This is a genomic window from Prosthecodimorpha staleyi (assembly GCF_018729455.1).
Lineage (GTDB): Bacteria > Pseudomonadota > Alphaproteobacteria > Rhizobiales > Ancalomicrobiaceae > Prosthecodimorpha > Prosthecodimorpha staleyi.
In genome coordinates this window covers 244,328-269,156 of the sequence record NZ_JAHHZF010000004.1, presented here as the reverse complement: position 1 = coordinate 269,156, position 24,829 = coordinate 244,328, and the positions used below count along the sequence as shown (strand labels likewise).

The window sequence follows — 24,829 nt, the reverse complement described above, 5'->3', positions numbered from 1 at the left end:
TCCTCAGCGCGGCAGCCGGACATCCATGGCGGACCGAAGCCCGTCGCTCATCAGGTTGAACGCCATCGAGGTGATCAGGATGACCAGGCCGGGCAGCGCGGCATTGACCGGATTGACGTAGATCGACTGGCGCAGGGCATTGAGCATCGAACCCCATTCGGCATTGGGCGGCGCGACGCCGAGGCCGAGGAAGGACAGCCCGGCCGCCAGGATGATCGAGAGCGAGACCAGGCTGGTCGCATAGACCAGGATCGGCGAGAGCACGTTGGCGATGACCTGATGGCGGATCACCATGGCGAGGCTGGCGCCGGTCGCCCGGGCCGCTTCGACGAAATCCAGGCTGCGGACCTGGGTGGTGACGCTTTCGCTGACCCGCACGACCGGCGGAATGAAGACGATGGTCAGCGACAGGATCATGTTGCGCACGCCCGACCCGAGCACGCCGCAGATGGCGATGGCGAGCAGGACGGACGGGAAGGCGTAGAACACGTCCATCGTCCGCATCACCAGCGTGTTGACGACCCGGCCGCCGATGCCGGCAACGATGCCGAGCGTCGCGCCGATCAGCGTCGCGACGACGACCGGCGTGACGCCGGTCAGCAGCGTCAGCCGCGATCCGTAGGCGAGCCGGGTCCAGAGATCGCGGCCGACCTCGTCGGTGCCGAGCCAGTGGTTGGGCGTGCCGATCGGCTTGAGGCGGTTGGCGACGCGGCCGACATAGGGGTCGTGGGCGGTGATCAGCGGGGCGAAGATGGCGACGAGGATCACCGCCAGCAGGATCGCGGCGACGACGAGCGTGACCTTGTCGCGGGCCAGGCGCTCGCCGACCAGGCGCCAGTAGCCCTTGCCGGCGACCGGGGCGGGGATCGATATCGCCGGAGCGGCGGCTGTGATCGACATCGGGGCCTCCCGGTTCAGCGGCGGATGCGCGGGTCGATCGCCGCCTGGAGCACGTCGACCGACAGGTTGATGAGGACGAAGAAGAAGGACAGGACCACCACGGTCGCCTGCAGGACCGGGATATCGCGCCGGAAGATGGCGAGGTTCATCAACTGCCCCGATCCCGGCCAGTTGTAGACGGTCTCGACCAGGATCGAACCGCCGAGCAGATAGCCGAACTGAAGGCCCATCAGCGCCATCGCGGGCGGCGCCGCATTCTTCAGGACGTGAAAGATGATCCGCTTGCGGCGCAGGCCCTTGCCGCGCAGGGCCGCGGTGAATTCCTGCCCGTTGATTTCCAGCACGGTCGCCCGGACCAGCCGGCTGATCACCCCCATGGGGATCAGCGACAGGGTCACGACCGGCAGGATCATGTGGGTCACGTCTTCCCAGCTCTGCGGCAGCCCGCCGGACGGCCCCATGCCGGTCGCCGGGAGCCAGTTGAGAATGACCGAGAACAGGATGACCGAGACGATCGCGCCCCAATAGTGCGGCATGCTCACGCCCGTGATGGCGATCGCCGAAGCCAGCTTGTCGATCCAGGTGTCGCGGTTGAATCCGGCCACGGCGCCCAGGAAGATGCCGAGCGCGAAACCCAGAACGGCGGCCGGAACGGCCAGCACGAGCGTGTTCGACAGGGCGCTGATCAGCTGTTCGCGCACCGGTTCGCCGGTGAACACCGAATTGCCGAGATCGCCGACAGCCACGCGGCCGAGCCAGGTGAAATACTGGATGTAGAGCGGCTGGTCGAAGCCGTACTTGGCCTTGATCTGATCGACCAGTTCCTTCGGCGCTTCGGGCGGCAGAAGCAGATCGAGCGGGTTGCCGGGCACCAGATGGATCAGTCCGAAGGCGATCAGCGAGACGCCGAGCAGGATCGGGATCGTATAGAGGATGCGGACCAGGGCATAGACGAGCATCGGCACTGTCCTTGCGAAGGCGGACCGGCAGGACCGGGCCGGGCTCTGCCGCGGAAGATCGACCGGCCCTGGCCGCGATCGGCGTGCCGGTCGCAATCGGATCCAGCAATCGTCATGCCAGACGATGGGATGCAATCAGGCCCGGGCCGCGCATCCCGCGATCCGTCCCGCGGAAGGCCGGGAACCTGCGCGAATCGACCGGCCTTTGAATGGGCCCGGCCGCTCCGCGGCCTTGCCCGAACGACCCGCATCCAAGGTAATTGTATCCATAATGATCATGGGACGATCATCGCCTGATCACGATGACGCCACCTTGGGTGCCCGGCCGGCCCCGATCATGGCGATCGGCGTCGCCCGTCTGCCGTGGAGACCGGCATCTTTCACACGGCAACCGGTCCGAATCCCGGCTGCATCTGGGTGAAACCGGCAAGCGGCCGGCTGCAAGCCCCGTAATTCCGTCCTTCCGCCGGGGCGACACTGCCGCGTCCGTCGGGTACCGTTGATGCACAAACTTCTCGCAGGTCGAGTTATTGTATCCAGCCCTGGGAATGATAGCCTCGCCGTTGCCGTCGTTTGGCGGCTGGCCGCTTTCGGCCCGAAGGCTGTTCCGGATGACCGATCTTGCCGTTCCTTCCCCGCGCAACGAGCGCACGGGCGTCATGCTCATGCTGGTCGGCATCGGTCTGTTCTCGATCGTCAATGCCGCCATCAAGGAACTCTCGACCCAGGTCTCGATCACCCAGATCATCGTGTTCCGCAATTTCGCGGCCCTGATACCGATCGTCATGATGGCCGGCACGATGGGCGGACTGCGCGTGCTGAAGCCGTCCCGGTTCGGGCCGCAGGTGGTCCAGGCCCTGCTCTTCTTCCTGACCCTCTACGGCTATTTCTTCGCCTACAAGCTGATGCCGATCACCGACGCGACGGCGATCTCCTTCGCCCAGCCGCTGATCGTGGTCGCCCTGTCGGCGCCGTTTCTCGGCGAGCGGGTCTCGGCGGCGCAATGGACGGCGGTTCTGATGGGCCTCGCGGGTGTGCTGCTGATGGTCGGTCCGAGCGGCGAGAGCCTCAATGTCGGCGCCCTTTGTGCGGTCGCGGGGACGCTGGCCAGCGCCATCTCGATGCTGCAGCTGCGCCGGATGACGGCCACCGATCCGTCGATCGCGATCCTGTTCTGGACCATGGCGATTTCCGGGGCCGCCGCGCTGCCGCTGCTCGCGGTCGGATGGGTGACGCCGACGCCCTGGCAGGTCGCCGCCCTGGTCGCCACCGGCATTGCCTGCGGGATCCTGCAATATCTGACCACGCTCGCCCTGCACCACGCCAGCGTCGCCGCCATCGCGCCGACCCGCTACACCGGCATCGTCTGGGCGCTGGCGATCGATGTGACCTGGTTCGCCGTCACGCCATCCCCGGCCGTCCTGCTCGGCGCCGCCGTCGTGATCGCCGCCGCCGTCCTGGTTCTCCGCAGGGAGGAGTCCTGACCGGGGCCTTCGACCGAAACCCAAACCGGAGCAGATCCATGCACAAGATCGCCATTCCTTCCTTTGTCATCGATCGCGTGATGCAGCGGCGCGGCCGCCTGCATGTCTTCGACCGGATCGATCCGGTCCGGACGGCCATGATCGTCGTCGACCTGCAGAACGGCTTCATGGCGCCGGGCCAGCCGTCGGAGATCGCCAATGCCCGCGAGATCGTGCCGAACGTCAACGCCATCGGCGACGCACTGCGCGCGGCGGGCGGGCAGGTCGTCTATATCCAGAACACCGTCACCGACGCGACGCGTGCGAGCTGGCGGACCTGGTTCGACAATTTCATGGAGCCCGGCCTGCGCGGCCGGATGATCGAGGCCTTCACCCGCGGCAGCTTTGGCCATGCCATCTATCCGGACCTGACCGTGCGGCCGCAGGACTGGACGATCGAAAAGGAACGCTTCGGCGCCTTCGTGCCAGGTTCGTCGGACCTTCATGCGAGGCTCCAGGCGGCCGGCATCGACACCCTGCTGATCGTCGGAACGGCGACCAATGTCTGCTGTGAATCGACCGCGCGCGACGCCATGATGATGAACTACAAGGTCGTCTTCCTGTCGGACGCCAATGCCTGCCGGACCGACGAGGAGCACAACGCGACTCTCGGCAACATGCTGGCCCTGTTTGCCGATGTCCGCTCGACCGAAGAGGTGGTGGCGATGATCGAGGCCGGCGGAGCGGCGGCGCTGGCGGACGCGGCCGAGTAGCCCGCCGGCCCGGGCGACGGCGCCGCCGGTGCGGACGGCAGGAGACCCATCCCGCCCGCCTCCTGGCGAGTGGCGGGTCCGCGCCGGTCGGAACGGGAACCGGATTGGATCCAGAATGGGCAGGCCGGGCCGCGCTGGCGCCGGTTCGGCCGCCCAGATGCCGGGACGGTCTTCGGAGACCGATCCGGCGCGCGCGATGGCGCCGCGGGCCCGGCCGCAAGACCGGATCGGCGGATGCGGGTGCCGATCAGGCGGCGGGGCGCACCCGCGAAGCCTTTTCGGACTTCTTGGCCTCGACCTTCTTCCACTGCTGCACCAGCCGGCGGCCGGCGCGGTAGATATGTTCGCGTTCCAGCGCCTCGGCGCGCGCGGGCTGCCGGTTGAAGATGGCGTCGGCGATTTCGATGTGATCCCAATGGGCCTGGGTCAGGAATTCGGCGTCGAACCACTGGAAACGGATATGCGCGATGATCGGCACGTCGCGGGATTTCCGGATCAGGGCGACCAGATAGGGATTGTCGGCGGCCTGGTGGATGATCTGGTGGAACTGTTCATTGAGGTCGGTCCAGCGGACGCGGGTCTCCTCGGTCCATTGGTGCTCGTCGACCAATTGGGCCGATTCGCTCAGCACCCGGTGCATCTGGCCGCGTTCCTCGTCCGAAAATCCCCGTTCGGCGGCCAGACGGGCGGCGAGGGCTTCAAGCGCGATGCGGACCTCGTAGGTCGCCGCGATGTCCTTGGAGGAATAGCTGCGGACGGCGTAGCCGCTGTTCGGGGTATAGTCGAGCAGCCCCTCGGCGGCGAGCGTGGACAGGGCGCCGCGGATCGGGGTGCGCGAGACGCCGAGGGATGTGGCGAGATCGATCTCGTTCATCCGCATCCCGCCGGCGTATTCCCCGTTCAGGATCCCATTGCGAAGAGTGCGGGTGACGGCTTGGCTGCGCGTTGCCATAGGGATACCTGTCCTCCTCCCCGAACCCGCTGCGCGGGCCGTGCAATTCTACTCGATATCGTCCGGCCGCCGCGTCTCGCCGCAGATCGGCCGCAGGATCCGGGCCCGCCATCTAGCCGAGCCGGCGGACCCTGTCCAGTGTCCAATCGCCCAATCGTACGCAATCTCGCAGCGGCCGGATCACCACGCTGGAATCTCACGAAATTGCAGCATTCTCGGCCTATCGGGCTTGCGCGGCGGCGTCGGCGAGGCTACTGACCTCTGTATTCAATACTGCCTCAGTCGAACCTTCGTATCCAATCAGTAAAGTTACGCAGCGGCCTCGCCAGGGATGCTCATGCCAGACCACCGACAGGGCGCCGTCTCCGGACTCTGGAGACGCGGGCGCCAACAGGCCGCCGAGCGATCGAGCCTCCTGCGCGGACGCTGGGACGAAATCCCCGCCAACGTGCGCGGAATCGTCTGGATCCTGCTCTCCGGCATATTCTTCACCGTGATGTCGGCGCTGATCAAGGTGCTCGGTACCCGAATTCCGATCCTCGAGATCCTGTTCGTCCGCCAGGCGGTGCTCTCCCTGTTCGTCGCGCCGACCGTCCTGCGGTCGCCGGTCAGGGCCTTCCGCACGCCCTATCCGGGCCTTCACGCGCTGCGGGTCACCCTTTCGGTGATCGCGATGGGCGCCGGGTTCGCGGCCATCGTGCACATGCCGCTGGCCGATGCGGTCGCGATCGGTTTCTCCAAGAGCTTCTTCGTCACCGTCTTCGCCATCGTGATCCTCGGCGAGACCGTCACCCGTCAGCGCTGGTTCTCGACGGTTCTTGGATTCATCGGCGTGCTGGTCATGATGCGGCCTTCCGCGGAGGGCTTCGACGTCTACGCCCTCCTGTCGCTGATTTCCGCCGCGGCGGCCGGCCTGATCATGGTCATCATCCGGCGGCTCGCCCAAAAGGAACAGCTGACCACCGTGATGGCCTATCAGTCGATCGGGGTCGGACTGGTCTTCCTCGTCCCCGCAGCATTGAACTGGGTCCCGCCGACCGGGTCCGAATGGCTCCTGATGGTTGCCGTCGGGCTGCTCTCCGGTGCCGGTCAGAGCCTGAACTTCGCGGGCTTCCGTGTCGGCGAGGCCGCCGCGGTCGCCTCGGCCGACTATCTTCGGCTCGTCTATGCGAGCGGTCTCGGCCTCTGGCTGTTCGCCGAAGGGCCGAGTCCGGCCACGCTGTTCGGCGCGGCGATCATCGTCGGAGCGTCGGTCTACTCGATCGTCTACGAGCGGTCGCGGGCCGTCCGGAGGGCGCCGGTCGCCGGACCGGCCGGCGCGCCGGCCGAGTGAGACCGGCGGCCCGGGATCCCGCGGCCGGAGTCCAGCAACCCCGAGGACCGGAACCCTGTCATTCCGCGGCCTGATCGAGGGGCGTCGGCGCGGACGCATGCGAGGACGGGGCCGGCTTCGGATCGAGCCGGTCGAGCAGCCGGAGGATCGGTCCGGCACTGACCATCACCAGCACGATGCGCACGATATGGTGTGCCGCAACGAAGGCCACGTCGGTGTGCAATGCCAGCGCGACGAGGCTCATCTCGGCGAGCCCGCCCGGCGAATAGGCGAGCATGATCGGCACCATGCCATGGCCGGTCAGCCGGCCGAGCCCCCAGGCGAAGGCGATGGTCACGGCGAGCAGGATCGCGGTCGACCCGAGCGCGATCCGCAGGACGCGCAGGATCGCCGTCGGCGGCGTGCCGGCGAAGCGGCAGCCGAGCACCGTGCCGAGCACCATCTGTGCGGTATTGACGATCTCCCGCGGCGGCGTGAAGTCGGTGATGCCGGCGACATGGATCGCCGCGGAGGCCAACATCGGGCCGAGCAGGTAGGGACCGGGCAGCCCGAGCCGGCGGCCGGCCCAGGCGCCGGCGAAGCCGCACAGGATCATCAGTTCCAGGCCCGACCAGGGTGCCGCCGCCAACCCTGCGCCGAGCTGGCTGCGGTTGCCGAGCGAGACCCCTTCCAGCCACTGAACCAGGAACGGCAGGGTGAACACGATCATCAGGATGCGGGCCGAATGGGCGAGCGCGATCGTGTTGTGATCCGCCCCGCGCTGCTCGCCGAGTTCGATCATTTCCACCAGCCCGCCGGGCATCCCCGAGAAATAGGCCGTCTCGCGATCGAAGCCCGCGACCTTGTGCAGATAGAGGATGCAGGCGAAGGCCGAGGCGGTCACGAACAGGGCGAGACCCAGCATGGTGGCGAACCACGTGCCGATGTGATCGAGCATGTCGGGCTTGAACGATGCGCCGAGCATGATGCCGATCACGGCGGTCATCGGCGGCCGGATGACTGCGGGGGCGGCGACCGGCAGGCGCAGCAGCGAGGCGACCGTCAGCACCGACATCGGTCCCAGCATCCAGGGCAGCGGGAGCCGAAGCCAGGCGAAGGCATAGCCGCCGCACCAGCCGATGCCGAGCGCGACGAGGAAGCGCAGATAGGGAAAGCGGGCGGGCGCGAAGGCGGCCGCGAGGGCCCGCAGGGGAGCGAGGCGGTCTTGCAAGCGGGATGTCTCCGGTCAGCGCGTCGGATCCGGCGCCGCAGCATCCCTGCGCCCCGAACGATAGGCAAGGACGGTCGAAACCAGAATGACCAGGGTGCCGAGCAGGACGGCCGGGGTCGGCACGTCGCCGAATGCGACGAAGCCGATCACGATCGCCCAGATCATCTTGGTGTAGCTGACCGCGGACACCGCCGCCGCGCTGGCATGGTAGAGCGAGCGCACGGTCAGATACTGGAAGGCGCCGGAGGCCAGCCCCATGGCGATCAGGCCGCCGAGCTGCGGGCCGGTCGGCGTTACCCAGGCGGCGGGCAGCGTCGGCACCATGGTCAATGCCGAGATGCCGAGCGTCCAGACGACGACCGAGATCGAGGTCTCGGTCCGGGAGAGGCGGCGCTGCATGATCATCGAGAGGGCCGACAGCACCATGCCCGAAAAGGCAAGGACAGCGCCGAAGACCGATCCCTGGCCGGTCGGATCGACCATCAGCAGCACCCCGGCGATGCCGACCAGCACGGCGCCCCAGTCGCGCCAGCCGACCCGGTCGCCGGCCAGCGGCGCGGACAGGAAGGTGACGACGATCGGCTGCAGGAAGGAGATCGCGGTGGCGTCGGCCAGCGGCATGAGATGATAGGCGCCGAACATCATGACCAGGACGCCGGTCCAGATCAGCGACAGCAGGATCTGCTCGCGCGGCCGTGCCGTCCGCAGCGCCGGAAGCCCGCCCATCTGCCGGGCCATGACGAGCACCGGGATGAGCGCGAAGGCATTGCGGAAGAATATGATCTGGTTGATCGGAAAAGTTTCCGACTGCCATTTCACCGCGGCATTGAGCAGCGAGAAGAGCGCGATGCCGAGCGCCATCAGGAGGATGCCCCGGCGCGGGTCGCGCGCGACCCGGTCGATCCGCGGCGCATCGATCGTGGTCGCCGTCATGGCGGTACCCCTTCAATAGGTCAGGAACATGCGCTCGATTTCGGCCGGGTCGGCAGTCCGCGTCAGCGCCAGCGAGAGCAGCAGGCGGGCCTTCTGCGGGTTGAGATTGTCGGCGATCAGAAAGCCCATCTCGCGCAGGCGCTTGCCGCGGAAGGTCCGCCCGGATCCGGCTCGGGTCGACTGCACGACCACCACGCCCTTCTCGGCCACCGCGGCCTTGAGCACGTCGGCATCGCCCTGACCGGCGAAGCCCGGCGCGAAGCCGGCCGAGACGACCCCTTTGGCCCCGGCCTCGACGAAGGCCCGCGCGGCGGTCCCGTCCGAACCCGTATAGGCATAGGCGATGTCGACGCGCGGAAGCTCATCGAGGTCGCGGATGTCGAACTCCGTGTCCGGGGCGGCCCGGCGGATCGGCTTGCGGTAGAATACGATCGCATCGCCGTCGGCATGGCCGAGCACGCCGAAATCCGGCGACCGGAAGGTCTGCAGGCGGAAGGTCGAGGTCTTGGTCACCTCGCGTGCGGCGTGGATCTCGTCGTTGAGCAGCACCAGCACGCCGAGCCCGCGCGATGCCGGCGCCGCCGCGGTCCGGATCGCGTTGGCGAGATTCATGCCGGCATCGGTGGACAGCGCGGAGGCCGGCCGCTGCGAGCCGACCACAACGATCGGCACCGCGACCTTGGCGGTCAGCGACAGGAAATAGGCGGTCTCCTCCAGGCTCGCCGTGCCGTGCAGGATGACGATGCCTGCGAGATCGGGGGTCTTGGCGACCAGATCGTCCATCATCAGGACGAGGTCCTTCCAGACCGCGAAGTGGATGTTGGGGCTCGGCACGGCCTTGTAGCGGACCGGGATCACCTCGGCATGCTCGTGCACTTCCGGAAACTTCGCCACCACCTCGTCGGCATGCAGCATGCATTCGTTGGCGCCGTAGTCGAGGATGTCGAACGGCCCGACACCGATCGAACAGATGGTTCCGCCGGTTCCGATGACGGCGACTTTGGGCTTCTGCATGGTCTGTCCTTTGAGGGGATGACTTCGAGGGGACGGGCGCGAACGGTCGTTGCCCGCCCGCGGATGGCGGGGAGCGCTCGTGCCGGAGATCGGGAGGCGGAAAGGCCGCCCGCTGCCCCTCGCGGGCAGCGGGCGGTCAGGTGTGCCGGCCGGGGGGAGGCGGCCGGTTCTGCGGCGTTCCGGCCGCCTCGGATCACTCCGCGGCGAGCTTCAGTCCGGCATTGCGCTCCAGGCAGGCGATGGTCTCGTCCGTGGACAGGATGTCGCCGAAGGTCAGGTAGAAGGCGATCAGGGCGGCGTTGTGCTCTTCGTCATTGGCGGCGGCATTGCCGTCGGTGATCATGATCGTCTTGAAATTCAGCATCATGGCGTCCCGCGCGGTCGTTTCGCAGCAGACATTGGTCACCGTGCCGGTGATCAGCAGCGTGTCGATCCCCTGGCGGCGTAGGCGCAGTTCGAGATCCGACGAACCCTGGATGAAAGCCGAGAAGCGCGTCTTGCGGACCATGTCGTCCTCGGGCTTCACGTCGAGATCGGCCCAGAGTTCGTTGCCGAGCGTGTCTTCCGACATCGAGCGGATGCGGTGCGCGCGCTTGTCCGGCACGGTGTAGTCATGGAGGATCGACCAGGACGTGAAGCACTCGTCGTAGTGGGTGTTGCGGATCCAGAAGACCTTGCCGCCGGTCGCCCGGACGGTGGCGGCGAGCCGGTTGACGTTGGGCACGATCTCGCGCGCCGTCGGGCAGACGGCATGGCCGACGCCGTCCATCATGAAGCCGTTCTGCAGATCGACCACCACCAGGGCCGTCCGGGCGGGATCGAGATCGGAGAAGGGATGGGCCGAACCGCGCCGGGCGACGACCCGGTCGACGACCGACTGCGGAATGGAAACCGTGTGCATGGCGTGTCCTCCTCGGATCAGGCGATGGCGAGCGATGCGGATGGAGCGCCGAACTGGCCGGCGCGGAAACAGCGCACGGCGCGCGCCGGGCCCATCCGGATTTCGGGCGGCGCGGATGCCAGGCATTCCTCGGTGGCGTGCGCGCAGCGCGGCGCGAAGCTGCAGCCGGGCGCGAGGCGGCGCATGTCCGGCGGGCTGCCGGGAATCGCCTCGATGTCGCGGTCGCGGTCCTGGCCGTGCACGGTCGAGGCGAGCATGCCGCGCGTATAGGGATGCTGCGGGTTGGACAGCACCTCCTTGACCGAGCCCATCTCGACGATCCGGCCGGCATACATGACCGCCACCTTGTCGGCGATCTGGGCGGCGACGCCGAGATCGTGGGTGACGAAGATGACGCTCATGCCGAGGTCCTTCTGCAGCTTGCGCATCAGGATCAGCACCTGGATCTGCACCGTGGCGTCGAGCGCGGTGGTCGGCTCGTCGGCCAGCAGCAGGCTCGGATTGCACGACAGCGCCATGGCGATCATGGCACGCTGGCGCAGTCCTCCCGACAGTTCGTGCGGATAGGCCTTCAGCCGCCGCTCTGCCGACGGAACCTTGACGAATTCGAGGAGTTCCAGCCCGCGTCGCAGCGCCGCGGCCCGGCTGCAGCCGGTATGGCGCATCACGGTCTCGGCGATCTGGTCGCCGATCGTGTAGACCGGATCGAGCGCGGTCATCGGCTCCTGGAAGATCATCGAGACCAGTGCGCCGCGCATGGCGGTCAGTTCGGCCGGAGACAGCGCCAGCACGTCCCTGTCGCCGACGCGCATGCGCCCGGACATCCGGGTCTTGTGGGTCGGGAGAAGGCGCATCAGGGCCCGCATGGTCACGGACTTGCCGGAGCCGGATTCCCCGATGATGCACAGGACCTCGCCGGGCATCAGCGAGAAGCTGACGCCGTTGACCGCGTGCACGGTCGCCTCGCGCGAGACGAAGCGGACCTGGAGGTCTTCGACCTCGACCAGCGGCCGGATGCCGTCGGCGGTCGGCGCCGGCGCCATGGTCGTCGGAGCGGAACGGAAGAAGAAGCTCATGGTTTCGGCTCCTGTTCAGGCCACGACGGCGGGACGCAGGGGGACGACCGGCGCCGCGCTGCGGGCGGCCGGCGCGAGGGCATGCAGGGGATCGAGCACGCCGGGCGGATTGCCGGATCGGCTGTGGCCGCCGGCGGCATCGTGCATGTGGCAGGCGGCGACATGGCTGTCCGCGTCGAGCCATTTCGGCAGGGTCGGCATGGCGCTGGCGCAGACCGCCTCCGCGAAGGGGCAGCGCGTGCGGAACCGGCAGCCGGACGGCGGATTGATCGGGTTGGGCGGATCGCCGGTGATCGGCGGATCCTCGATCCGCTCGTCCGGATCCATGGACAGGCGCGAGGTCAGCAGGGCGCGGGTATAGGGATGTTTGGGCGCCGTATAGATTCCATCGACCGGTCCGATCTCGACCACCTGTCCGAGATACATCACCAGAACGCGGTCGGAGATATATTGTACGACGTTCAGATCGTGCGAGATGAAGACATAGGTCAGGTTGAAGTGGCGCTTCAGGTAGCGGAGCAGGTTGAGCACCTGCGCCTCGACCGACTTGTCGAGCGCCGAAACCGCCTCGTCGAGGATCAGGAGCCGGGGCGACAGCGCGAGGGCGCGGGCGATGTTGACGCGCTGCTTCTGTCCCCCGGACAGTTCATGCGGATAGCGCTGGCCGAACAGGTTGGAGCGCAGGCCGACCTTCTCGAGCAGTTCCCGCGCCAGCGTCTTCGCCGCGGAGGCGGCCATGCCGTGCACCTTGGGACCGTAGGCGATCGAGTCCTCGACCGGCAGGCGCGGATTGAGCGAGGAATAGCTGTCCTGGAAGACCATCTGCACGGCCTTGCGGAACTCCTTCATGGAGATGCCGCGCATCTCGCCGACCGGGTCGCCGTCGAAGGTCAGGACGCCGGAATCGTGCGGGATCAACTGCATCAGCAGGCGGGCCAGGGTGGACTTGCCGCAGCCCGATTCCCCGACGATGCCGAGCGTTTCGCCCTTCAGCACCTGGAATGTGACGCCGTCCACGGCGCGGACATGGCCGATGGCCCGGTTGAGCAGGCCGCCGCGGACCGGGAACCACTTCTTCAGGTCCTGCGCGATCAGCAGCGGCTGGGCCGGGCCGCCGCGGTCGCGCGGATCGCCGTCGGGCACGACATCCAATTTCGGAGGGTCGCGGGTGATGATGGTCATGATCGCCTCCGGGGTCACATCTTCACGTCCATGGCCTGGCGCAGTCCGTCCGAGACCATGTTGAAGGAGAGCGAGGTGATGAAGATCGCCGCACCAGGCAGCGCGCAGACCCAGGGGTTGACGTAGATCGCCTGGCGCAGCGTCGAGAGCATCAGCCCCCAGTCGGGCGTCGGCGGCTCGACGCCGAGGCCGAGGAAGGATAGCCCCGAGGCGATCAGGATCGAGACCGAGACCAGCCCGGAGGCATAGACGAAGACCGGCGCCAGGACGTTGCCGAGGATGTGGTGGACGATGATCGACGGCGTGCCGGCGCCCGAGGCGCGGGCGGCTTCGACGAAATCGAGACCGCGCACCTGGGTCGTCGCGGTCTCGGCGATGCGGCAGAGCGGTGGAATGAAGACCAGCGTCAGGGCCAGCATGCCGTTGGCCATGCCGCCGCCCATGGCGCCGGAAATCGCCACCGCGAGCAGGATCGACGGGAAGGCGTAGAAGATGTCCATCGTCCGCATGATCAGCATGTTGATCTTGCCGCCGATGAAGCCGGCGAGGACGCCGAGCGTGCCGCCGATCAGAACGGCCAGGCCGACCGGCACGACGCCCATCAGGAGCGAGGTGCGTCCGCCCCAGAGCAGGCGGGAGAGGATGTCGCGGCCGAGCTCGTCGGTGCCGAGCGTGAACTGCTTGAAGCCGATCGGCTTCAGCCGATAGACCATCGAGGTCTTCTGCGGGTCCATCGGCGCGATCCAGGGCGACAGCAGCGCCGCGACGACGATGGCCAGGATGATGAGGCCGAAGGCCAGCGTGACGTAGTCGTAGCGCAGCCGGTAGGCGACGGACTGCCAGTAGCCGCGCACCTTGACGGGCGGAGCGGTATCGACCTTGGCCGGATTTGCAGCGCCAAAGGTGGTGTCGGTCATGGCGACGTCCTCCTCATGCCCGTTTGATGCGCGGATCGACGGCGGTCTGGATCAGATCCACGACCAGATTGGTGGCGACGAAGATGAGGGCGAGCACCAGGATGGTGCCCTGCAGGACCGGGATGTCGCGGGTCAGGATTGCCTTGTTGAGCAGGAACCCCGTGCCGGGCCAAGTGAAGATCGTCTCGATCAGGATCGACCCGCCCATCAGGTAGCCGAACTGGAGGCCCATCACGGCCAGCACCGCCGGCAAAGCGTTGCGCACGGCATGGCGCAGCACCGCGAATTCGCCGAGCCCCTTGGCGCGCAGCGTCTGGACGAAGTCGTGGTTGAGCACTTCCGAGACGGCCGAGCGGGTCGTCCGCATGATGATGCCGAGCGGGATCATCGACATGGTGACGACCGGCAGGATGGCGTGGCGCAACTGCTCCCAGTCGGTCAGCCGGAAGCTCTCCGAGCCCTTGGATCCCATGCCGGTCGCCGGCAGCCAGTTCATGTTCACCGCGAAGACGATGATCAGCACCATGCCGAGCCAGTAGTTTGGCACGCTGACGCCGACGATCGAGAAACCGGTGACCAGCCGGTCGACCCAGCGGCCGTTGAACCAGGCGGCAAGCAGGCCGAGCGTGAAGGCCAGCGAGAAGGCCAGGATCACGGCGGCGACGGACAGGATGACGGTATTGGACAGGGCGCCGAGCACCTCGCCGGTGACCGGCCGGTTGGTGGCGATCGAGACGCCCAGATCGCCGGTCAGGGCGCGGCCGAGCCAGATCGCGTATTGCACCGGGATCGGCTTGTCGAAACCGTAGGTCTTCTTGATCAGATCGATCACTTCCGCAGAGGCATCCGGCGGCAGAAGCAGCTGCAGCGGATTGCCGGGCGCCAGATAGACCAGCGCAAAGCAGAAGGCGGTGACGCCGAGCGCGATCGGGACGGCGTAGAGAATGCGGCGGGCGACGTAGAGCCACATGGGCGGTACCCCCGGGCAAGGGATGCGGGAGAGGCGGACCCGACAATCCGGGCCACGGCAACGGTGCGGGTCCGGCGAACCGGACCCGCGGCCGGATCAGTTGGTCTTGTCCTCGACGACGATCGGCGTCAGGTCCTGGAACCAGCTTTGCGCCTGGACGAAGCCCTTCAGCTTCGGCGACAGGGCCCGCGGGTTCACGTCATGGGCGACCCAGATCATCGCGGCATCGTCATTCATGATCTCGTGCACCTTGACGATCATCTTGTCGCGCGCGACTTCGTCGAAGGTCGTATAGATCTTCTTGATCAGGTCTTCGATCTCGGCATTGTAGTACCAGCCCCAATTGCCGCCGGCGGGTGCATTTTGCGATTTCATGGCGAAGCGGAAGATGCCCGAGAAGGGATCCTGCGTGGCGCGGCTGACATTGACGGCGTGATACTGCGGAAACTTCTCGCGCCCCTTGAACGTCACGTCGAGCAGGGCATTCCAGTCCATCACCTCGAGCTTGACCTTGAATCCGGCTTCCTCGAGTTGCGCCTTGACCAGCTCGTTCATCGGCAACGGCTGCATCTGGCCGGAGCCGGAGGTCGAGATCGCGAACGTGACCTCGCAGGGATAGCAGCCCGCCTGCTTGAGCAGTGCGGCCGCCTTCTTGGGATCGTATTCGTACTTCACCGGCTTGCCGAACCAGGCCGAGTTCGGCGGCACGGTGGCATAGCCCTCGATCATGAAGCCGCCGAGCATTTCCTTCATGTCGGCCCGGTTCAGGGCGTAGTTGGCGGCCTGGCGGACGCGCTTGTCCTTGAACGGCCCGTCGACGAAGTTGAGCTGGTAGGCCCAATTGTGCGGATAGGCGTTGGTCAGCACCGTCATGCCGGACTGCTTCAGGCGCGGCACGGTATCGGGCGACGGCGCCTCGACCAGATCGACCTGACCGGCGAGCAGCGCCGCGGCCCGGGTGGTCGCCTCCGGCATCGGGATCAGCACGAGCCGGTCATGCTTCGGGATGCGCGGCTTGTCCCAGTAGTCGGCATTGCGCACCAGTTCCAGGCGCTCGCGGGGCACGAACTTGTCGAACTTGTAGGGGCCCGTGCCGGACGGCATCAGCGCATATTTGCCGTTGTCGTTGCCGGCCTTTTCGAACTGGCAATTGGATACCATCATCCAGAAGCTCATCTGGATATAGAAGAGCGAGTCGGGCTCCTTCATGATGATGGCGACCTTGCCGTCGTCGATCTTTTCGACGCCGGCGATGTTGACGGTGCGGGTGCGCATCGCCGCGAACTGCTTGGCGACAAACTGCGGGACCGTGTTGTCGGTCAGGCGCTTGACGTTCCAGACGACCGTATCGGCATTGAACGGGCAGCCGTCGTGAAATTTGATGCCTTGGCGGAGTTCGAAGATCCAACGTTTGTTGTCGGCCGGGTCGATGGACCATTTGGTGGCGAGGCCGGGCTTTAACGTGGCTTCGCGGTCGGACCTGGTCAGATCCCAATTGATCAGCGCGTCGTAGAGAGAATAGCCGACGAAGCGATAGCCCTCGAAACCTTGGTCCGGCTGCCCGGTCACGTCGGGAATGTCGCCGGCCGTCATGGCTACGCGCAACACGCTTTCGGCATGGGCCGCCGGGGCTGCCGATGCGGCGGCGAGACCCATGACCATTCCGGCGGCAAGCCGTCTGAAGCTCGTCTTCATGTCGAAGCCTCCAATCACCAGAGGGCGTCGACCGCCTCTTGCGGCCGACGCCATGCTGCACAGCAAACAGCAACGGTCGTGCCATCCCGCCGGCGGATTGTGCGCAATCATGCGGCGCCGCTTTCCCGCCGGCCGGCCATTTCTATGCGCGTCGCTGCAAATACTGGCCTTTTTCCGCCTTTCCGCGGCATTTCGTCAGCGGTGCTTCGGCATTCCACACCATCCGCGGCGCGGATCGAAATCGCCGCGCAGGCCTGCGGCTCCGCCCTTTAGGATACAATATGAGGGTCAATGACGAATTCTGACGACAGCATGACGGAACTTTGGGCATCCCGTCCGGGATTCCGCACACGGCTTCGGCATGGCTCTAAAAATGTTATATAAAACAGATATTTGAAATGCAGGATTCCACTCCGTCCACCGGCGCCCGGGTGGGTCTTCGCACAAAATATTTGCGATGCGGTCGATTGTTCGCACTCGCATCATTGGATACAAAAATGGTCATGCCGTCTGTTCGGACGCGATCCCGCCCGCTGCACGACCCCACACCCCCGGAGGCCAGCGCATGACCGATGCCGCAACACTTGCCGTCGAACTCGATGTCCTGGCCGCCAAGGCCGGCATCGCGATTCAGCATGACCGCCGCGAGGCCATCCTGGCCGGATACCAGGACGTGAAGCGCCTGGCCGCGCTGCTGCGCACGGTCGAGATCACGCCGGCCGACGAGCCGGCCAACATCTATACCTTCGCCAACATCGTCCGGAGCGCGTGAGATGACAAGCAAGCCGCTGCACGACCTGTCGATCGCCGAGGCCGGGCGGATGATCCGCGCCGGCTCGCTGACCTCCGCCGCTCTGACCGAAGCCAGCCTCGCCCGCATCGCGGCGCTGGACGGAGTCCTGGCGAGCTTCATCACCGTGACCGGGGAGCGGGCGATGGCCGATGCCGCCGCCGCCGATGCCGACTTCGCGCAAGGGGTCGACAAGGGGCCGCTGCAGGGCATCCCCTACGGTCTCAAGGACATCTACATGACGGCGGGGATCCGTTCGACCTGCCATTCCAAGCTTCTGGTCGACCATGTGCCCGCGGAAGACTGCGTGGTCGAGACCAAGCTGAAGGCGGCCGGCGGCGTGCTGCTCGGGAAGCTCGCCACCCACGAATTCGCCTTCGGCGGACCGAGCTTCGATCTGCCCTTCCCGCCGGCGCGCAATCCCTGGAATCCCGATCACATCACCGGCGGCTCGTCGTCGGGATCGGGGGCGGCGGTCGCGGCCGGCTTCTGCCGGATGGCGATGGGCTCGGATACCGGCGGCTCGATCCGCGGACCGGCCGCCTATTGCGGCACCGTCGGGCTGAAGCCGACCTACGGGCTGGTCTCCCGTCGCGGCATCTTCCCGCTCTCCTTCACGCTCGACCATGCCGGTCCGCTGACCTGGTCGGTGGAGGATTGCGCGCTGACCATGCAGGCGATCGCCGGCCACGATCCCGAGGATCCGGCCTCCGCCGACCTGCCCGTGCCGAATTTCGTCGCCGATCTCGGCAAGGGCGTCGAGGGCATGCGCATCGCGCTGCCGCGCTGCCATTACAAGGATGCGGTCGGGCTGTCGCCCGAAACGGCCGCCGCGATCGAGCAGGCGGCGGCGACCTTCGAAAAGCTCGGCGCCATCGTCGAGGAGATCGCGCTGCCCGACTACGACCTGTTCAATGCGGCCGGGCGCCTGATCCTCTTCTCCGAAGCCTATGCGGTCCACGAGAAGAACCTGCAGACCCGGCCGCTCGATTACGGCCGGCTGACCCATCTGCGCATGGTGCTCGGCGCCTTGATCTCTGCGTCCGACCTGACCCAGGCCTTCCGCGTCCGGCGCAAGCTGTCGCTGCTCATCAACCGGGATATTCTCGGCCGCTACGATGCCATCATCACCGCCTCGGCTCTGGCCCCGGCGCCGCGCTTCGACGAGATGCCCCAGGGCAACCCGCCGAACTGGCCGATCCAGACCATCCCGTACAATCTGACCGGCAACCCGGCCATGTCGATCCCGACCGGTTTCTCCAAGTCCGGGCTGCCGCTGTCGATGCAGATCGTCGGCCGCCCCTTCGAGGACGCGACCGTCCTGCGCATCGGACAGGCCTTCGAGGCGGCGACCGGGCTGACCGCTCTGCGGCCGGCCCTCGATCTCGCGAAGGCCGCATGACCGGACGCGCATCGGCCGGATGCCGTCCGAAGCCGATGCCCGACCCCGGCGCGCACGACCCGCGTCGCATCGGCGCAGCCTGTCGCTCCGGCCGGCCGGCGGAGCGGCCGTGATGGAACGCGCGAACGTCGCCGGCCGGGTCCATGACGACGATCTGATCGAGCCGGCCCCGATTGGGGTCCCGGGCGGCGAATGCCCCGAGCTGGCGCACGGCGATCGCCAGGCTGCAGCTCTGGCCCGCCCGCCCGCGGTCGCTCCGCCGCCGCAACCGGCCTCGCGACCGGAGCCTGCGGCGGGCGAAGGCCCGGCCGACCCGCTACCCCCCGACCTGCCGCCCCCCCACCTGTCGCCCCCCGCACGGCCGCGCTCGATCGCTGCCCGGGCCGGCCGGCTGTGGCCGCGACCCGGCGGGATCGCCCGATGGCGTGCCTGGTGGGACCGGGCGCCCGACAATCTGCGCGGCTCCATCCTGATGATCGGCGCCTTCGTGGTCTTCTCGGTGATGACTGCGGCGATCAAGGCGATCGGCACGCGGGTGCCCCTGCCGCAAGTGCTGCTGCTGCGCCAGGTGATCATGACGGTGCTGCTGATGCCGCTGTTCCTGCACGACATGCGCCATGCGCTCAGCACCAACCGCCTATCGCTGCAGATCACCCGCGGCCTGTTCTCGCTGATGTCGATGCTGTTCGGCTTCACGGCGATCATCCATGTACCGCTCGCCGATGCCACCGCGCTGGGTTTCAGCCAGGTCCTGTTCGTCACCATCCTGGCCGTGGTGATCCTGAAGGAGGCCGTCGGCTGGCGGCGCTGGGCCGCGACGCTGATCGGCTTCGTCGGCGTCCTGATCATGCTGCGTCCGACCGGCGACGGCCTGTCCAATCCCTATGGCCTGTTCGCGGTGATCGGTGCCCTGTTCGGCTCGGGCATCACCGTCACGGTCCGCATGCTGGCGCAGTCGGAGAAGACCGCCACGATCCTGCTCTACCAGGCCATCGTCCTCTGCCTCGCGCTGATCGTGCCGACGGTCCTGTGGTGGGAGAGCCCGACGCCGCGGGAGTGGCTGCTGATCGGATTGATCGGCGTCGTCGGCACGGCCGGCCAGTATCTGATCACCCGCGCCTACCAGGTCGGCGAGGCCGCCGCGCTGGCGCCGCTCGACTTCGTCCGGCTGCTGATCGCGACCGGGATCGGCTTCGCCGTCTTTGCCGAGCTGCCGTCGCTGCCGACCTTCATCGGCGCCTCGATCGTCGTGGCCGCCACCGTCTACACTGTCCGCCGCAATGCCGGAACGGAAGGGCGCGGCGTGGCCGCCGCGGCGCCCCGACCGCCCGGCACCGAGACGCCCTGACCCCCGCCCGCTCCGGAGATGCCAGCATGTCCCATCACCTTCTCAAGGCCTCGGTCGAAACCTGCCACTGGGGCTTCTTCGATGCCCGGCTGAAGCCGGTGCTCGCGGTCGAATCCGGCGACACCGTCACGATCGACTGCCTGTCCGGCCCCCCGGAGGTTCTGCCCAAGGGCGACTTCCATATCCCGCCGGAGATCCACGACGTGCATGCGCGCTCCGAACGGCAGTTGCCCGGCCATATCCTGACCGGCCCGGTCGCGATCGCCGGCGCCGAACCCGGCGACGTGCTGCAGGTCGACATTCTCGACATCGCCCTGCGCCAGGACTGGGGATACAATTTCATCCGCCCGCTCGCCGGCACGCTGATCGACGATTTCCACGAAACCCGGCTCCTGCACATCCCGCTCGACCGCACCGCGATGGTGGGCAAGCTGCCCTGGGGCCTCGACCTGCCGCTCGCGCCCTTCTTCGGCGTGATGGGCGTGGCGCCGCCGCCGGCCTGGGGACGCATCACCTCGATCATCCCGCGCGCCCATGGCGGCAATCTCGACAACAAGGAGCTGGTCAAGGGCGCCACGCTCTACCTGCCGGTCTTCGCGCCGGGCGGACTGTTCTCCTGCGGCGACGGGCACGGCGCGCAGGGCGACGGCGAGGTCAACGTCACCGCGATCGAAACGGCGCTGCAGGGCACCTTCCGCTTCACCCTGCGCAAGGATCTGCGCTTCACCTATCCGCGCGCGGAGACGCCGAGCCATCTTCTGACCATGGGCATGGATCCCGATCTCGACCAATGCGTCGTCCGGGCGCTGCGTGACATGATCGTGCTGATGGGCGAGAAGGCCGGCCTTTCGCGCGAGGATGCCTATACGCTCTGCTCGCTTGCCGCTGATCTGCGGGTCACCCAGACCGTGAACGTCTCGAAGGGCATCCACTGCATGATCGCCAAGGCGCTGCTCGAAGCCAAGGCGGGCTGAGCCATGGATCTCGGACTGAACGGCAAGGTCGCCCTGATCACCGGCGGCAGTCGCGGCATCGGGCGGGCCACCGCCCTGACCCTCGCCCGCGAGGGGGTCGCCGTGGCGATCGCCGCGCGCGGCCCGGACCGGCTCGCCGCCACGGCGGCCGAGATCGAAGCCCTCGGCGTGCCGGCATTCGCCGTCGCCGCGGACCTGACGGTCCCGGCCGAGGCGGCGCGCGCGGTGACGGCGACGGTCGAGCGCTTCGGCCGGCTCGATCTGCTGGTCGCCAATGCCGGCGGCTCCTTCGGCGAGCGCGAGCTCGTCGCCGGCACGGATGAGGATTTCGAGGCGACCTTCCGCTTCAATGTCGGCCATGCCATCGCGGCGACCCGCGCCGCCGTGCCGCACTTGGAGGCCAGCGGCGACGGCTCGGTGGTGTTCGTCGCTTCGATTTCGGGGCGCGCGCCCTCGACGCGCGCGGCCCAATATGCCGCCGCCAAGGCCGGACTGATCCACGCCGCGCGCAACCTGTCCTGGGAGCTCGGTCCCCGGCGCATCCGCGTCAACGCGGTCTCGCCCGGCTCGATCCTGTTTGCCGGCGGCACCTGGGAAAAGATCCGTTCCGAACGGCCGGCCGATTTCGCCAAGTTCGAGAGCGAGGACTTCCCGTGGGGGCGGCTCGGCAGCGACACGGAAGTGGCCGAGGTGATCGCCTTCGTGTCGTCGCCCCGGGCGCGCTGGGTCAACGGCACGGATATCCATGTCGACGGCGGCCAGAGGCGTCCGTCGATCCGCTGACGGCGCGGCTTCGGTCCCGATCGTCGCAAACCCCGCCGCCGGCTGTCCGGCGGCGGGCTTTTTTATGTGTAGCAGCCCTCGTCAGACGGCCGGCTTCCGGGCGTGCCAATCGGTATCGCGCTGATAGGCGTCGGCGACCTTGAGCACGCGGCCCTCGGCGAAGGGGCGGCCCTGGATCTGGAAGCCGATCGGCACGCCGTTGGAATCGAAGCCGCAGGGGACGCTGACCGAGGGCAGGCCGAGATAGTTGATCGGGCGTGTGTTGATCGAGATGGCGTTGAACTTTTCGATCGCGCCTTCCGTTCCCGCGTCGATATCGGTCTCGAGCAGCGTCGGGACCTTGTAGCGCAGCGTCGGCGTCGCAAAGACATCGCAGGCGCCGAAGACCTCCGCGGCGACCGCCTTGAGGATCGCGCCGCGACGGGCCAGCGCCTCGACATAATAGACGGCCGGGATCGCGTAGCTGCCGTAGAGGCGGGCATTCAGATGCACCGCATAGTCGTCCGGCCGCTCGCGCATCCATTGCGCGTGGATGGTCGCGCCTTCGCAGCGCGAGACGATCGAACCGTAGGTGACCACCGCATCCATATGCGGGATGGTGACCGGGATGATCTCGGCGCCGCGCGCCTGCAGGACCGCCATGGCCGCCTCGAAGGCCGCGCCGACCTCCGGATCCACATTGTCGAAGAAATAGTTGGTCGGAACGCCGATCCTGAGGCCGCGCACGTCGCCGTCGAGCAGGCTCTCATAGTCCGGCACCGGTTCGGTCGCGGCGGTCGGATCCATCGGATCGGCGCCGGCGATCACCGACAGGATGCGGGCGCAGTCGCGCGCCGTGCGGGCGAGCGGCCCGACATTGTCGGCCGAGAAGGACAGCGGCATCACGCCGTAGCGCGAGACGCGGGTCTGGGTGCCCTTGATGCCGGTGACGCCGCAGATCGAGGCCGGCAGGCGGATCGAACCGCCGGTGTCGGAACCGAGCGCGCCGTAGACGAAGCGGGCGGCGACGGCCGCGCCGGACCCCGACGACGACCCGCCAGTGCAGTAGTCGAGGCTCCAGGGATTGTGGCAATGGCCGAAATGCCGGTTGTGGCCCGAAGGATTCTGGGCGAACTCGGCCATGTTGAGGCCGCCGAGCGTGATCGAGCCCGCCCCGTGCAGCCGGTCGATCACCGTCGCCGTGTAGGTCGGCTTGAAGTCCTTGCGGATGGCCGAGCCGCAGGTGCAGGGCTTGCCGGCCTGATAGTACATGTCCTTGTGGGCGAGCGGCACGCCGTGCAGCGGCCCGGTGATCCGGCCGGCCTTGCGCATCCGGTCGAGCGCCTCGGCGGTCTCCAGGGCGTTCTGCTCTTCCATCCAGATCAGCGAATTGACCTTGGCATCCTTGGTCTTGAAGGCCTCGATGGCGGCGGCGGTCAGGGCCACCGAGCTGGTCTCGCCGCGGGCGACCATGTCGGCCGCCTCGACCAGGGTCATGTCGGTCAGGGCGGTGGATGTCTTGAGTGGGGCGTTCATGTCCATCACTCCTTGGTCGCCAGGAGGGCCGCCTCGAAGGACGAGGGCTCGTCCTCGAAGGCCAGTTGACCGCGCAGCGCCTCGAAGCCGGCGATCACCGGTCCGAGACCGCGGGTCATCTCGATGGCGGCGGCATTGGGCGGACGGACCGCAGACCAGCAGGCGGCGGTCGCTTCCGCCAGTTCGATGAGATCGGCTTTCACGGGGCAGGTCCTCCTTGGAGTGATGGCGCGGAGCCGGCGCCGGCGGATCGAGCCGCCGGCCGGGTTCCGCCGGCGAATTTTCGCGCGATGTCCCGCGGCCGGGACTGTCGCCATGGCGATCAGGCGGCTTCGAGCGCCTTGGCGATGGCGGGGCGGCGGTCGCGCCACGGCGTCGCCTTCTCGTAGGCGTCGCCGATGCGCATGACGGTCGCCTCGTCGAAGGCCCGGCCGGCGATCTGCAGCGACAGCGGCAGGCCGTTGGCCGCAAAGCCCATGCACACCGACAGGGCCGGATGGCCGGTCGCGTTGAAGGGCGTGGTCAGCGAGGCATGCTTGAACAGCCAGCTGTGCGGGGTCGGCTCGAGCTTGCCGGCCGGCTCCGCGGTCGGCAGCACGATGGCGTCGACCTTGGCGAACATGGCCTGCATGTTGGCCGTCAGGGCGCTACGCATGCGCATGGCCTGGACATAGTCCTCGGACCGGATCAGCGCGCCGCATTGGATGCGGTAGCGCAGGCTGTCGCCGAACAGTTCGGGGGCGGTCCGGAGCGTCTTCTCGTGGATCGAGAACAGCTCCGACATGGCGATGGTCTTCTTGGAGTCCGAATAGAGCTCGATCGACGGCAGTTCGATGTCGACGATGGTCGCGCCGAGACCCTTCAGCGCCTCGAGCGCCGCCGCAAAGGCCGCCCGCACCGGATCCGACGACTTCGCCTCGTCGAGCCAGCGCCACGGCACGCCGAGCGTCAGCCCCGCGCAGGAACCGTTCAGCGTCGCCATATAGTCGGGTACCGGCACGTCGGCGCTGCCCGGATCGCCGGGATCGTGGCCGGCAATCACCTGCATGGTCAAGGCCACGTCCTCCGTCGTCCAGGCGAGCGGGCCGACGTGATCGTGGCTGAAGCAATTCGGCAGCACGCCCTTGCGGCTGACGCGGCCGTAGGTCGCCTTGAGGCCCGACAGGCCGCAGACGGCCGCCGGCAGGCGGATCGAACCGCCGGTATCCGAGCCGATCGTGGTCGTCGCCAAGCCGGCTGCGACCGCCGCCGCGGAGCCGGACGAGGAGCCGGCCGGATGATGGTCGGTGTTCCAGGGATTGCGCGCCGGCGGCGCGAAGGCATCCCAGGACGGGCCGCCATGGGCGAATTCCCAGGTCGTGTTCTTGCCGAGCAGCACGCCGCCGCCGGCTCTGAGCCGCGCCTCGACGGTGGCATCCTCGGCCGGAATATGGGTGGCGAGCGAGCGCGACTGGCCCGTGGTGCGGATGCCGGCCGTTTCGATGATGTCCTTCAGGCAGTAGGGCACGCCCTGCATCGGGCCGCGATCGATGCCGCGCATGAACTCGTCCTCGGCACGGCGCGCATCGGCGAGCGCGCGGTCCGGTGTCGGCAGCACGAAGCTGACCAGCTGCTCGTCGAGCCGTTCGATCCGGTCGAGATAGGTCCTGGTCAACTCGACCGGCGAGAGCTTGCGCTTGCGGTAGAGGCCGACGATCTCGGCCATGGTGAGGAGATGAATGTCGGACATCGGGGTCTCC

General features: G+C 67.6%; 23 protein-coding genes. 8 read left to right on the top strand and 15 right to left on the bottom strand.

Annotated elements, in window-relative coordinates; genetic code table 11:
• Window positions 1–3: 3 nt before the first annotated feature.
• Entirely contained in the window at window positions 4–900 is an 897-nt protein-coding gene (locus tag KL771_RS09640) for an ABC transporter permease (protein WP_261968323.1), read from the bottom strand.
• A 14-nt stretch (window positions 901–914) separates the two neighbouring features.
• Window positions 915–1,859, bottom strand: coding sequence for an ABC transporter permease (locus tag KL771_RS09635; protein WP_261968322.1), 945 nt, complete (start codon window positions 1,857–1,859; stop codon window positions 915–917).
• A 611-nt stretch (window positions 1,860–2,470) separates the two neighbouring features.
• Here KL771_RS09635 and KL771_RS09630 point away from each other — a divergent pair.
• Both KL771_RS09630 and KL771_RS09625 read left to right on the top strand, forming a co-directional pair.
• A complete protein-coding gene (locus KL771_RS09630) occupies window positions 2,471–3,343 on the top strand; it encodes a DMT family transporter (RefSeq protein ID WP_261968321.1) in 873 nt (290 codons plus the stop codon).
• A gap of 38 nt (window positions 3,344–3,381) precedes the next feature.
• Window positions 3,382–4,095, top strand: a complete 714-nt coding sequence (locus KL771_RS09625) for an isochorismatase family protein (protein WP_261968320.1) — start codon at window positions 3,382–3,384, stop codon at window positions 4,093–4,095.
• Window positions 4,096–4,342: 247 nt separating this feature from the next.
• Here the strand turns inward: KL771_RS09625 and KL771_RS09620 are convergent, their stop codons facing one another.
• Window positions 4,343–5,047: a GntR family transcriptional regulator gene (locus KL771_RS09620; protein WP_261968319.1), complete on the bottom strand. Its 705-nt coding sequence runs from the start codon at window positions 5,045–5,047 to the stop codon at window positions 4,343–4,345.
• Between the two features lie 337 nt (window positions 5,048–5,384).
• Between KL771_RS09620 and KL771_RS09615 the strand changes: the two genes are divergently transcribed.
• Window positions 5,385–6,380 (top strand): DMT family transporter, encoded by a 996-nt coding sequence (locus tag KL771_RS09615; RefSeq protein WP_261968318.1) that lies wholly within the window; start codon window positions 5,385–5,387, stop codon window positions 6,378–6,380.
• Window positions 6,381–6,438: 58 nt separating this feature from the next.
• Here the strand turns inward: KL771_RS09615 and KL771_RS09610 are convergent, their stop codons facing one another.
• From KL771_RS09610 to KL771_RS09570, 9 genes are all read right to left on the bottom strand, one after another.
• A complete protein-coding gene (locus KL771_RS09610; protein WP_261968317.1) occupies window positions 6,439–7,590 on the bottom strand; it encodes an AbrB family transcriptional regulator in 1,152 nt (383 codons plus the stop codon).
• Between the two features lie 15 nt (window positions 7,591–7,605).
• Window positions 7,606–8,523 (bottom strand): DMT family transporter, encoded by a 918-nt coding sequence (locus tag KL771_RS09605; protein ID WP_261968316.1) that lies wholly within the window; start codon window positions 8,521–8,523, stop codon window positions 7,606–7,608.
• 12 nt (window positions 8,524–8,535) lie between these two features.
• The gene (locus KL771_RS09600) at window positions 8,536–9,537 is read right to left on the bottom strand and encodes an asparaginase (RefSeq protein WP_261968315.1); all 1,002 of its coding nucleotides are present in this window, start codon (window positions 9,535–9,537) and stop codon (window positions 8,536–8,538) included.
• Window positions 9,538–9,730: 193 nt separating this feature from the next.
• Window positions 9,731–10,438, bottom strand: a complete 708-nt coding sequence (locus KL771_RS09595; protein WP_261968314.1) for an isochorismatase family protein — start codon at window positions 10,436–10,438, stop codon at window positions 9,731–9,733.
• A 17-nt stretch (window positions 10,439–10,455) separates the two neighbouring features.
• Window positions 10,456–11,481, bottom strand: coding sequence for an ABC transporter ATP-binding protein (locus KL771_RS09590; RefSeq protein ID WP_390866584.1), 1,026 nt, complete (start codon window positions 11,479–11,481; stop codon window positions 10,456–10,458).
• A gap of 48 nt (window positions 11,482–11,529) precedes the next feature.
• Entirely contained in the window at window positions 11,530–12,696 is a 1,167-nt protein-coding gene (locus KL771_RS09585) for an ABC transporter ATP-binding protein (RefSeq protein ID WP_261968313.1), read from the bottom strand.
• Window positions 12,697–12,710: 14 nt separating this feature from the next.
• Entirely contained in the window at window positions 12,711–13,613 is a 903-nt protein-coding gene (locus KL771_RS09580; RefSeq protein ID WP_261968312.1) for an ABC transporter permease, read from the bottom strand.
• A 13-nt stretch (window positions 13,614–13,626) separates the two neighbouring features.
• Window positions 13,627–14,583, bottom strand: coding sequence for an ABC transporter permease (locus KL771_RS09575; protein WP_261968311.1), 957 nt, complete (start codon window positions 14,581–14,583; stop codon window positions 13,627–13,629).
• 96 nt (window positions 14,584–14,679) lie between these two features.
• Window positions 14,680–16,278: an ABC transporter substrate-binding protein gene (locus KL771_RS09570; protein ID WP_261968310.1), complete on the bottom strand. Its 1,599-nt coding sequence runs from the start codon at window positions 16,276–16,278 to the stop codon at window positions 14,680–14,682.
• 565 nt (window positions 16,279–16,843) lie between these two features.
• Here KL771_RS09570 and KL771_RS09565 point away from each other — a divergent pair.
• The 5 genes from KL771_RS09565 (at window position 16,844) to KL771_RS09545 (ending at window position 21,575) form a co-directional block, all read left to right on the top strand.
• Window positions 16,844–17,050, top strand: a complete 207-nt coding sequence (locus KL771_RS09565) for a hypothetical protein (RefSeq protein ID WP_261968309.1) — start codon at window positions 16,844–16,846, stop codon at window positions 17,048–17,050.
• A gap of 1 nt (window position 17,051) precedes the next feature.
• Complete coding sequence (locus KL771_RS09560) at window positions 17,052–18,470, top strand: amidase (RefSeq protein WP_261968308.1); 1,419 nt, start codon at window positions 17,052–17,054, stop codon at window positions 18,468–18,470.
• Window positions 18,471–18,582: 112 nt separating this feature from the next.
• A complete protein-coding gene (locus tag KL771_RS09555; RefSeq protein WP_261968307.1) occupies window positions 18,583–19,818 on the top strand; it encodes a DMT family transporter in 1,236 nt (411 codons plus the stop codon).
• 26 nt (window positions 19,819–19,844) lie between these two features.
• Window positions 19,845–20,792, top strand: a complete 948-nt coding sequence (locus tag KL771_RS09550) for an acetamidase/formamidase family protein (protein ID WP_261968306.1) — start codon at window positions 19,845–19,847, stop codon at window positions 20,790–20,792.
• Window positions 20,793–20,795: 3 nt separating this feature from the next.
• The gene (locus KL771_RS09545; RefSeq protein WP_261968305.1) at window positions 20,796–21,575 is read left to right on the top strand and encodes an SDR family NAD(P)-dependent oxidoreductase; all 780 of its coding nucleotides are present in this window, start codon (window positions 20,796–20,798) and stop codon (window positions 21,573–21,575) included.
• An 81-nt stretch (window positions 21,576–21,656) separates the two neighbouring features.
• On the opposite strand, the gene KL771_RS09540 is transcribed toward KL771_RS09545, so the two are convergent.
• The 3 genes from KL771_RS09540 to KL771_RS09530 all read right to left on the bottom strand — a co-directional run bounded on the left by KL771_RS09540 (window position 21,657) and on the right by KL771_RS09530 (window position 24,819).
• On the bottom strand, window positions 21,657–23,090 hold the full coding sequence (locus KL771_RS09540; protein WP_261968304.1) for an amidase: 1,434 nt from the start codon (window positions 23,088–23,090) through the stop codon (window positions 21,657–21,659).
• Between the two features lie 5 nt (window positions 23,091–23,095).
• Window positions 23,096–23,293: a hypothetical protein gene (locus tag KL771_RS09535; protein ID WP_261968303.1), complete on the bottom strand. Its 198-nt coding sequence runs from the start codon at window positions 23,291–23,293 to the stop codon at window positions 23,096–23,098.
• Between the two features lie 119 nt (window positions 23,294–23,412).
• A complete protein-coding gene (locus KL771_RS09530; RefSeq protein ID WP_261968302.1) occupies window positions 23,413–24,819 on the bottom strand; it encodes an amidase in 1,407 nt (468 codons plus the stop codon).
• Between the last annotated feature and the right edge of the window lie 10 nt (window positions 24,820–24,829).